The sequence below is a fragment of the Neisseria sp. HMSC15G01 genome (assembly GCF_001808255.1).
GTDB lineage: Bacteria > Pseudomonadota > Gammaproteobacteria > Burkholderiales > Neisseriaceae > Neisseria > Neisseria subflava_A.
The window spans coordinates 10,540-19,612 of sequence record NZ_KV792692.1 but is presented as its reverse complement, the minus strand read 5'-3'; the positions used below and the strand labels follow the sequence as shown (position 1 = coordinate 19,612).

Sequence of the window (9,073 nt, the reverse complement as noted above, 5' to 3'; positions counted from 1 at the left end):
AACAGCCGAAAACCTGTGTTTAGGTTTCGGCTGTTGGGGGAAAGGAATTTTGCAAAGGTCTCAGGCCGTCTGAAATTTCAGATGGCCTTTTGATTATGTTTTAAAGAATAGGACGTAGCTTAGAGGCTCATACGCCGTGGCGGTCGAGCCAACGTTCGGCATCAAGCGCAGCTTGGCAGCCGGAAGCTGCGCTGGTGATGGCTTGACGGTAGGTATGGTCTTTGACGTCGCCTGCCGCCCATACGCCTTCGATATTGGTTGCGCCGACATTGTCACCGGTACCACCTTTGGTTTTCAGGTAGCCAGTTTCATCCATATCAAGTTGACCTTTGAAGATGTCGGTGTTGGGTTTGTGGCCGATGGCGATGAAAACGCCTTTTACAGCGATTTCTTCAGTGCTGCCGTCATTGTGTTTCAGGCGTGCACCGGTAACGCCGCTTTCGTCGCCCAAGATTTCGTCAACCGAGCTGTTGAGCTTGAGGATGATTTTGCCTTCTTCGACGCGTTGCATCAGTTTGTCCACCATGATTTTCTCGGCGCGGAAGCTGTCGCGGCGGTGAATCAGGGTAACGGTGTTGGCGATATTGGCAAGGTAGAGGGCTTCTTCCACAGCGGTATTGCCACCGCCGACTACGGCAACATCTTGTTTTTTGTAGAAGAAACCATCGCAAGTTGCGCAGGCGGAAACGCCTTTGCCGGCAAAGGTTTCTTCGCTTGGCAAACCTAAATATTTGGCGGAAGCGCCGGTGGCAACGATGAGTGCATCGCAGGTGTATTCGCCCATATCGCCTTTAAGGGTAAACGGACGGTTTTGCAAATCAACGGTGTGGATTTGGTCGAAAATCATTTCAGTACCGAAGCGTTCGGCATGAGCCTGGAAACGGGCCATCAGTTCCGGACCTTGTACGCCTTCGGCATCGGCAGGCCAGTTGTCCACTTCGGTGGTGGTCATCAGTTGTCCGCCTTGCTCAACGCCGGTAATGATCACAGGGTTGAGATTGGCGCGGGCAGCGTAGACGGCGGCAGTATAGCCGGCGGGGCCGGAGCCGAGGATGATGAGTTTGTGATGGTTGCTCATAATGGTTTCCTTGCTGATGAATGATTGAATTTTGTCGTATCTAAGCTTTCAGACGGCCTGAATTTTACTTGAATCTGCCGCCGTCTGAAATATGTTTGTTGCTTGGGTTTAGTGGCTGTCTTTCCATTGATAGTATTTTGAGCCGAGAAAAGAGCCGAGTTTGCGCAGGAATGGTTGGGTGATGATGTTGCTGTGGCGCAGTTGCTCGAAAGGTTTCAGACGGCCGTCATCGCCCATGATGGCTTCGGCAATCGCCAAACCGGCAATGCCGGTAATCGCCATGCCGTGTCCGGAATAGCCTTGGGCGTAGAAAACGGTAGGGGCGAGGCGGCCGAAATGTGGGGCGAGGTTGCGCGTAATGTCGCATTCGCCGCCCCAAGAATGCTCGATTCTGATATCGGCAAGTTGCGGGAAAACTTTCAGCATATCTTGGCGGACGAGTTCAGTCATGCGGTCAGGGTCATCGATAAACTCGTTGTCTTTGCCGCCGAAGAGCAGGCGGCCGTCGGCGCTGAGGCGGTAGTAGTCGAGGACGTGGCGGTTGTCGCAGATGGCCATATTATTGCGGATCAGGTCTTTGGCGCGTTCGCACAGTGGCTCGGTGGCGATGATAAAGGTGCTGACTGCAATGGCTTTTTGTTCCAATACTTTGAATTTTGGGTGTAAGCCTGCATAAGTATTGACGGCATAAACGAGGTTTTTGCACTCAACACTGCCATTGGGCGTATGAACCAGCCAGCCGTTATCGCATGGCTCGATACGCGTCATCGGGGATTGCTCAAAAAGTTGTGCTTCTGCATCGGTTGCCGCTTTGGCAATGCCTAGGGTGTAATTGAGTGGGTGTAAGTGGCCGGATAAAGGATCAAATTGCGCGCCTTGATACATATCGCTGGCAAGTTGCTGCTTCAGCGTGGCTTTATCCCAAAGCTGGTAATGGCTTGCGCCATAATGTTTTTGAGCGTGTTCGTGCCATTGTTGCAATTCTTCCCAATGCTGAGGACGGACGGCGACGGTAGCGTAGCCGCGTTGCCAATCGCATTGGATATTGTGTTTTTGAATGCGGGAGTCAACCAGTTCAACGGCTTGCAGAGATTGCTGCCAGAACCATTGAGCCTGTTCCAAACCGACTTGTTTTTCGATTTCTTCCATGCCGCAGGCAAAGTCGCTGATGACTTGTCCGCCGCTGCGGCCTGATGCGCCGAAACCGATACGGGCGGCTTCAAGTACGATGACTTCATGGCCGTTTTCGGCAAGCGGTAGGGCGGTGCATAAGCCGGACAGGCCACCGCCGATAACGCAGGTTTCAGTTTTCAGACGGCCTTCCTGCGTCGGATAAGACGGATGGGGATTAGCCGTGCTGACATAGTAGGAAGGAAGGTATTCTTTGAAGCTGGGATTGATCATGATTTGAGCTTTAGGTTGGTTTTCACTTCATTGAAATTGGTTTTCAGACGGCCTGGAATGTGGGTTTGGGTTCAGGCCGTCTGAAAGGATAAGATGCAGTTAATAAAACAGGCTGTTCCGACACTTTATCGGACAGCCTGTCTGCATATTAGGCGGCTTTCTCGGCTGCCAATTTTTCTTGGCGGTAGGCTTCGGCAGCCTCGCGTTCCCGTTTGGTTGCCTGACGCATCATCCAGTAGTTGACGACAATCACCAGCGTACCGATGATACCGATCAGGATGGTTGCCAAAACGTTCATCTGAGGGTCAAGACCGAGTTTGATTTTGGAGAAAATTACTTGCGGCAATGTCGATGAACCCGGGCCTGACAGGAAAGAGGTAATTACCAAGTCGTCCAAAGACAGGGTAATGCCCAAGAGGAAGCCGGAAGCAATCGCAGGGGCAATCAACGGCAGGGTAATCACGAAGAAAATCTTCAGCGGACGGGCACCCAAGTCCATAGCGGCTTCTTCCAAGGATTGGTCCAATTCCACCAAGCGCGAACGGATAACGACGGTAATGTACGCCATGCAAAGCGTGGTGTGGCCAAGGAAGATAGTGAAGAAGCCGCGATCGAAGTAGAGCGATTGCAGCAATTCACTGCCTTGCAGGAACATTTGCACCTGAATAATCAACAGCAGCATGGACAAACCGGTAATCACATCAGGCATCACCATAGGCGCGGAAATCATACCGGCAAACAGGGTGCTGCCGCGGAAGCGTTTGATACGCGCCATGGCGTAACCAGCCAATGTGCCGAGTGCCACGGCGGCAAGTGAGGAAACGATGGCGATACGCAATGACAGCCAGGCTGCTTCCAAGATGGTGTCGTTTTCCATCAATGCGCCGTACCATTTGGTTGAAAAACCGCCCCAAACGGTAACCAGTTTGGATTCATTGAAAGAATAGACGACCAAAACCACCAGCGGAATATAGAGGAATGCCAGCGAGAGCAGGAGCATCAGTTTCAAGAACCAGGATAATTTGGTTTTCTGCATTATTTGCCTCCTTCTTCCAATTCGCGGTTTTCATAGTGCTGGAACAGGGCAATCGGTACAACCAGCAGGGCAACCATAACGACGGCGACGGCAGAAGCCAGCGGCCAGTTGTTTTGGTCGAAGAATGCCTGCCACAATACTTTACCGATCATCAGGTTTTCAGAACCTCCCACCAATTCAGGAATCACAAATTCGCCGACGGCCGGCACGAAGACCAGCATAGAGCCTGCGATGATGCCTGTTTTGGATAAAGGCAGGGTAATGGTAAAGAACGATTTGATCGGACCTGCGCCCAAGTCGGAAGCGGCTTCGAGCAGACGGTTGTCCAGTTTTACCAGTTGTGTGTACAGCGGCAAAATCATAAACGGCAAATAGGCGTAAACCATCACCAAATTCAGCGAGAAAGCATTGTAGAACAGGTCTAAAGGCTCGCTGATGATTCCGTATTTGATTAAGAAATTGTTGATGATGCCGTTGTGACCCAATAAGCCCATCCATGCGTAAACACGCAACAGGAAAGAGGTCCAGAAAGGCAGCATGATTGCCAACAGCAGGCCGTTGCGCGCAGCCGGATTGGCGCGTGAAATGGCATAAGCGGTCGGATAACCAATCAGCAGGCAGATGATGGTCGTCGTCAGCGCGGTCTTAATCGAAGACCAGTAGGTCATCAGATAGATATTGCTGTTTTCACTGTCGCCAAACGGATTGAGCGTATTCCAAAAGTTTTGGAAGATGTCGGCGTAGTTCTGATAGCTGATGGCAATGTTTAGACGGCCTAAGTCTTCATCAATCGTTGTCAGTGGCGTAAATGGCGGAATAGCGATTTCTTGTTCGGCAAAGCTGATTTTCAATACGATGGCGAACGGAATCAGAAACAGAATCAAAAGCCAAATATACGGTACGGCAATAACTGCACGTTGTCCAGGACGGCGAAACAGTTTCTTTTTCAGTTTTTTAAGGTCCATTGCATTTCCCTCAAATTAACTGTACAGAGGCGTAGGTTGGTTTTCAGGCCAGCTGATATAGACGGTCTCGTCCCAAGTCGGTGGCGTAATGTTACGCACATACCAATAAGGTGCGGGAACTTGGCTTTTGACAACACGGCCGTTGGCGAGTTTGATGTGGTAAATCGCAAAGCTGCCCAAGTAGGCAATTTCTTTGACTGTGCCTTGAGCCCAGTTGTGTGCGCCCAAATGTTCTGGTTTTTCTTTATGCAAATCAATATCTTCAGGGCGGATACTGATCCAGATTTCATGCTCGTTCGGAACGCCCAGGCCGTGGTCGATGCGGACGTGGTTTTCCAAGCCGTCACATTTGACGATAGAGAAATCGGCGCGGTCGTCAACAACGACACCGTCAAAAATATTGGTTTCGCCGATAAATTCGGCGGTAAAGCGACTGTTAGGGTAGTCGTACACGTCGCTAGGGGTGCCGACTTGGCGCAATTGGCCGTCAGACATAATGGCGATACGGGTAGCCATGGTCATCGCTTCTTCTTGGTCGTGGGTAACCATGATGCAGGTTACGCCGACTTGTTCCAGCGTGTTGACCAATTCCAGTTGGGTTTGTTGGCGTAGTTTTTTATCGAGTGCGCCCAAAGGTTCGTCAAGCAGCAGGATTTTAGGACGTTTCGCCAGGCTGCGCGCTAAAGCGATACGCTGTTGCTGGCCGCCGGAGAGTTGGTGCGGCTTGCGTTTGGCGTATTTGGTCATTTGCACCAGGCGCAACATTTCTTCGACGCGGGCGTCGATTTCGCCTTTAGGCATTTTGTCTTGTTTCAGACCAAAAGCGATGTTTTGTTCAACGCTCATGTGCGGGAACAGGGCATAGCTTTGGAACATCATGTTGATTGGGCGCTCATACGGAGCAAGCTTGGTAATGTCTTGGCCGTCGAGAATGATTTTGCCCTGGTTTGGGCTTTCCATGCCTGCCAACATGCGCAGCAGCGTGGATTTGCCACTGCCTGAACTGCCCAAAAGGGCAAAGATTTCATGTTGGTAAATGTCCAAGTCGATGTTATCGACAGCGTAATTGTCACCAAACTTTTTCACCAAGCCTTGGATTTGCAAATAAGGTTTGGCTGAAGACGCAGTGGTTGCGGTCATAATGGCAATACTCCAAAAAGAAAGACGAGTACCGGCAAAACGGATTTTCGAATGGGTGATAAAAAGCTGTTTGATTGCTGGCGGGAGTTGGACGGAGGCCGTCTGAAACTCTTGTAAAGCGCACGGGCAGCGTGGATAGAAAGCAGTTTAAGCCTCAGCTTTTGCTCTCGGCAAACTCAATATTATATTAGCCTAAGCCTCATAGGGGCAATATGAAAATGCTTGTAGCGGCTGATTTGAAACAAATAGGAAAGGAAAGGCAGGCAGGGGAACAGGATAGCAAAAATGGGTAACGTTGTTTTTCTGCACAAAAGGGTTTAATTTATATTTAAATGTCTTAAAAAATAATTTAAGATAGAATAAAATACGCAAATTGCATTAATTTTAATAAAATCGTGCGGATTGCGTTTTATGCGGGCAAGATGGTTTTGTTCTAAATAAAAACTAAATCCGCTATATGAATAAAAGGGAAAACATGAGTATCAAAGAATGGCCTGAAGGGGAACGGCCGCGCGAGAAGCTCTTGGCGCATGGTGCGGCGGCGTTGAGTGATGCGGAGTTGCTGGCGATTTTGTTGCGTGTCGGAACGCGCGGTATGAGCGCGGTCGATTTGGCTCGTTATTTGTTGAGCGAGTTTGGCAGTTTGGGGAAGCTGATGAGTGCGGATGCCAAAACACTCGCTGCTTATAAGGGCATGGGCTTGGCGAGCTATACTCAATTTGCAGTGGTCAAAGAAATCGGGCGGCGGATTTTGGGTGAGGATTTGCAGGAGCAGATGGTTCTGTCAAACCCGAAATCGGTTGCGGATTATCTGCGCCTGCATCTTGGGCATGAAAAAATCGAGGTCAGCGTTGCTTTGCTTCTCAACCGTCAAAATCAATTGATTGCGGTACGGGAATTGTCGCGTGGTACGGTGGCGGAAAACACGGTTTATATCCGTGAAATCGTCAAATTGGCATTGGATGAATACGCCGACAGTTTGATTTTGGCACACAATCATCCGGGTGGTTCGGGAAGGCCGTCTGAATCTGATGTGCAGTTTACAGAGCGTTTGAAACAGGCTTTAAGTTTGGTCGATATTACGCTGTTGGACCATTTTATCGTGACGGCAAAAGAAACCTGCTCTTTGCGCGAACAGGGCTATATGTAAGGATGAATGTTCAGACGGCCTCAGTAGGATTGGTTACCTTACTGAGGCCGTCTAAAGGATTATTGCTCTACTTCGTCGGATGAATCTTCCTTATAGACGATTTCTTCCGATTTTGGCTTTTCTTTGCTCTTTTCCTTCTCTTTTTCTTTATCCTTGTCTTTTTTACTGTCGGGAATGGCGGCATCAATCACTGCCCCCGTTCCTTTGACGACCAATTTTCCGGCAGTCAGGACGGTTGTGGCAGCCAAATCGACAGCCGCGCCTATAACGCAGCCGTTAAGCGTCAGACAAAGGGCAAGTGCCGGAAGCAGGCGTTTTGTGCATCTCAATGGCTGCATCCGCAGTGTCCTTCGTGATGATGGCCGCATCCGAGTGCTTCTTGCCAAGCATCATCATCACCGTCAAATTCTTCAACTTCGTCAAATTCGCCGTTTTCTACCATGCTTACCAGCTCTTCCAGGCTTTCTGCGCCTTTTACCCAAAAGCAGGGAATATCGGGTGGTGTGTCGGGGGCAAGCAGGGCGGCCTGTTGGTTGTGCCAAGCAATCCAATAGCCGTTTTGCGTTTGTACGAATACGGCATCGGGATGGATGGTTTCGTTTTCGGTATTGACCAGCATTCTGTCAGCGATATCGGTTTGAAAAGGTAAGGTTTGCATGATGGTTTGAGAATGTGGGAAAAGAAAGTATTGTAACATGGCAAAAACAAACGCACCGTCTGAGTCAGGCGGTGCGTTTGTGTCTCGGCAACTTGGGTGCAGTCGGTTTAGAGTATCAGCCGCACCGGGAATGTCATTCCGTCAAGATTATTTGTCGTCATTAGCCAAAACGAAGCGGTAAATAGCCGCGCCAACTGCTGCGCCGGCAATAGGAGCCAACCAGAACAACCACAATTGTTCAACAGCCCAGCCGCCTTGGAACAAGGCAACGCCGGTAGAGCGTGCAGGGTTAACGGAAGTATTGGTTACAGGAATGCTGATTAAGTGAATCAGGGTCAGACCCAGACCGATGGCGATAGGGGCAAAGCTGGCCGGAGCCAGTTTGTCGGTAGAACCCATGATGATGATCAGGAAGAATGCGGTCAGTACGAACTCGATCAGCAAAGCAGCCATCATGTCGTAACCGTTAGGAGAGTGCTCGCCGAAACCGTTGCTGGCAAAGCCGGAAGCAACAGCATCAAAACCGGTTTTACCGGAAGCAATCAGATACAGAACGCCCGCAGCGGTAATCGCACCGATCACTTGGGATACGATGTAAGGCACAGGTCTTTACCGTTGAAACGGCCGCCGATGAAAAGGCCGACGGAAACGGCAGGATTGAAGTGGCCGCCGGAAATGTGGCCAACGGCGTAAGCCATGGTCAGTACGGTCAAACCGAATGCTAAAGCGACACCGGCAAAACCAATGCCAAGCTCAGGGTAAGCTGCTGCCAAAACTGCGCTGCCGCAGCCGCCGAATACCAGCCAGAAAGTGCCGAAAAATTCTGCAAAATATTTTTTCATTTGTTTTTCCTCGTAAAGGGTGGGGTGTTGCCGAAGGCATGAATCATAATAATATTGTTTCTAATCGAAAAATGGATTTACCTGTTTTTTCTAGTCCTGACAAAAGGCCGTCTGAAAATGGCGACAAACGGGTAGAAATATGCATTTTGCAGGTAGAGTTTGGTTGATTGAACTTTGTTTATTTATGAAGCAAATACCGTCAATGTAAAAGCATTTAGATTTGTAAGAAATGTTGTTTATAGATTACTTATTTGCTTGTTTATTTGATTGGAATTGCTGAACCATATCTGATTTAAAAAGGCCGTCTGAAAAGTTTTCAGACGGCCTTAATTTTAAGCAAGGATAAATTAATCTAGATGGTCGCTGCTTTGCGCCAAGATGGTGCGGTTGCCGTTGTTTTCCGCCGAGGAAACAATACCATCGGCTTCCATTTGTTCAATCAGGCGGGCGGCGCGGTTGTAGCCGATGCGCAGTTGGCGTTGGATATTGGAAATGCTGGCCTTACGCGATTTCAAGACAACGGAAACGGCTTCGTCATACATGGGGTCGAGGTCGCTGTCGTTGCTGCGGCTGGTGCCGGTAAAGTCTTCGGTGGAACCGTTGCTCAAAATATCGTCGATATAGTCGGGTGCGCCAAATTGTTTCAGGTATTCCACTACGCGGTGAACTTCATTGTCGGAGGCGAATGCGCCGTGTACACGTTGCGGATAGTTGGTACCGGGTAGCTGGAACAGCATATCGCCTTGGCCGAGCAGGTTTTCCGCGCCCATTTGGTCAAGAATCGTGCGGCTGTCGATTTT

Annotated in this window: 11 protein-coding genes; 1 reads left to right on the top strand and 10 read right to left on the bottom strand. The window is 49.8% G+C overall.

The window, feature by feature from the left end; translation table 11 throughout:
* Positions 1-127: 127 nt before the first annotated feature.
* From trxB to potA, 5 genes are all read right to left on the bottom strand, one after another.
* Positions 128-1,078 carry a thioredoxin-disulfide reductase gene (gene trxB, locus HMPREF3139_RS08580; protein WP_049329772.1) on the bottom strand — a complete coding sequence of 317 codons (951 nt, stop codon included), beginning with the start codon at positions 1,076-1,078 and terminating at the stop codon, positions 128-130.
* A gap of 108 nt (positions 1,079-1,186) precedes the next feature.
* Positions 1,187-2,482 (bottom strand): NAD(P)/FAD-dependent oxidoreductase, encoded by a 1,296-nt coding sequence (locus HMPREF3139_RS08575; RefSeq protein ID WP_070461595.1) that lies wholly within the window; start codon positions 2,480-2,482, stop codon positions 1,187-1,189.
* 148 nt (positions 2,483-2,630) lie between these two features.
* The gene (locus HMPREF3139_RS08570) at positions 2,631-3,518 is read right to left on the bottom strand and encodes an ABC transporter permease subunit (RefSeq protein ID WP_063076460.1); all 888 of its coding nucleotides are present in this window, start codon (positions 3,516-3,518) and stop codon (positions 2,631-2,633) included.
* Positions 3,518-4,483 (bottom strand): ABC transporter permease subunit, encoded by a 966-nt coding sequence (locus tag HMPREF3139_RS08565; RefSeq protein ID WP_004520792.1) that lies wholly within the window; start codon positions 4,481-4,483, stop codon positions 3,518-3,520. Before HMPREF3139_RS08565 ends, HMPREF3139_RS08570 begins: the two co-directional genes overlap by 1 nt.
* A 15-nt stretch (positions 4,484-4,498) precedes the next feature.
* The gene (gene potA, locus HMPREF3139_RS08560; RefSeq protein WP_004520791.1) at positions 4,499-5,623 is read right to left on the bottom strand and encodes an ABC transporter ATP-binding protein; all 1,125 of its coding nucleotides are present in this window, start codon (positions 5,621-5,623) and stop codon (positions 4,499-4,501) included.
* Between the two features lie 475 nt (positions 5,624-6,098).
* On the opposite strand from potA, the gene radC reads away from it, so the two are divergent.
* A complete protein-coding gene (radC, locus tag HMPREF3139_RS08555) occupies positions 6,099-6,773 on the top strand; it encodes a RadC family protein (RefSeq protein ID WP_039862480.1) in 675 nt (224 codons plus the stop codon).
* A gap of 59 nt (positions 6,774-6,832) precedes the next feature.
* Here the strand turns inward: radC and HMPREF3139_RS08550 are convergent, their stop codons facing one another.
* From HMPREF3139_RS08550 to HMPREF3139_RS11295, 5 genes are all read right to left on the bottom strand, one after another.
* Positions 6,833-7,111 (bottom strand): NF038104 family lipoprotein, encoded by a 279-nt coding sequence (locus tag HMPREF3139_RS08550; RefSeq protein WP_070461594.1) that lies wholly within the window; start codon positions 7,109-7,111, stop codon positions 6,833-6,835.
* A complete protein-coding gene (locus tag HMPREF3139_RS08545; RefSeq protein ID WP_049344250.1) occupies positions 7,099-7,431 on the bottom strand; it encodes a hypothetical protein in 333 nt (110 codons plus the stop codon). Before HMPREF3139_RS08545 ends, HMPREF3139_RS08550 begins: the two co-directional genes overlap by 13 nt.
* A 147-nt stretch (positions 7,432-7,578) precedes the next feature.
* Positions 7,579-8,034: an aquaporin gene (locus tag HMPREF3139_RS08540; protein ID WP_283123661.1), complete on the bottom strand. Its 456-nt coding sequence runs from the start codon at positions 8,032-8,034 to the stop codon at positions 7,579-7,581.
* The gene (locus HMPREF3139_RS11300) at positions 8,010-8,273 is read right to left on the bottom strand and encodes an aquaporin (protein ID WP_283123660.1); all 264 of its coding nucleotides are present in this window, start codon (positions 8,271-8,273) and stop codon (positions 8,010-8,012) included. The genes HMPREF3139_RS08540 and HMPREF3139_RS11300 overlap by 25 nt, the downstream gene beginning before the upstream one ends.
* A gap of 347 nt (positions 8,274-8,620) precedes the next feature.
* Positions 8,621-9,073: DNA translocase FtsK (locus HMPREF3139_RS11295; protein WP_283127017.1), on the bottom strand; the 453-nt coding region annotated here is incomplete at its 5' end.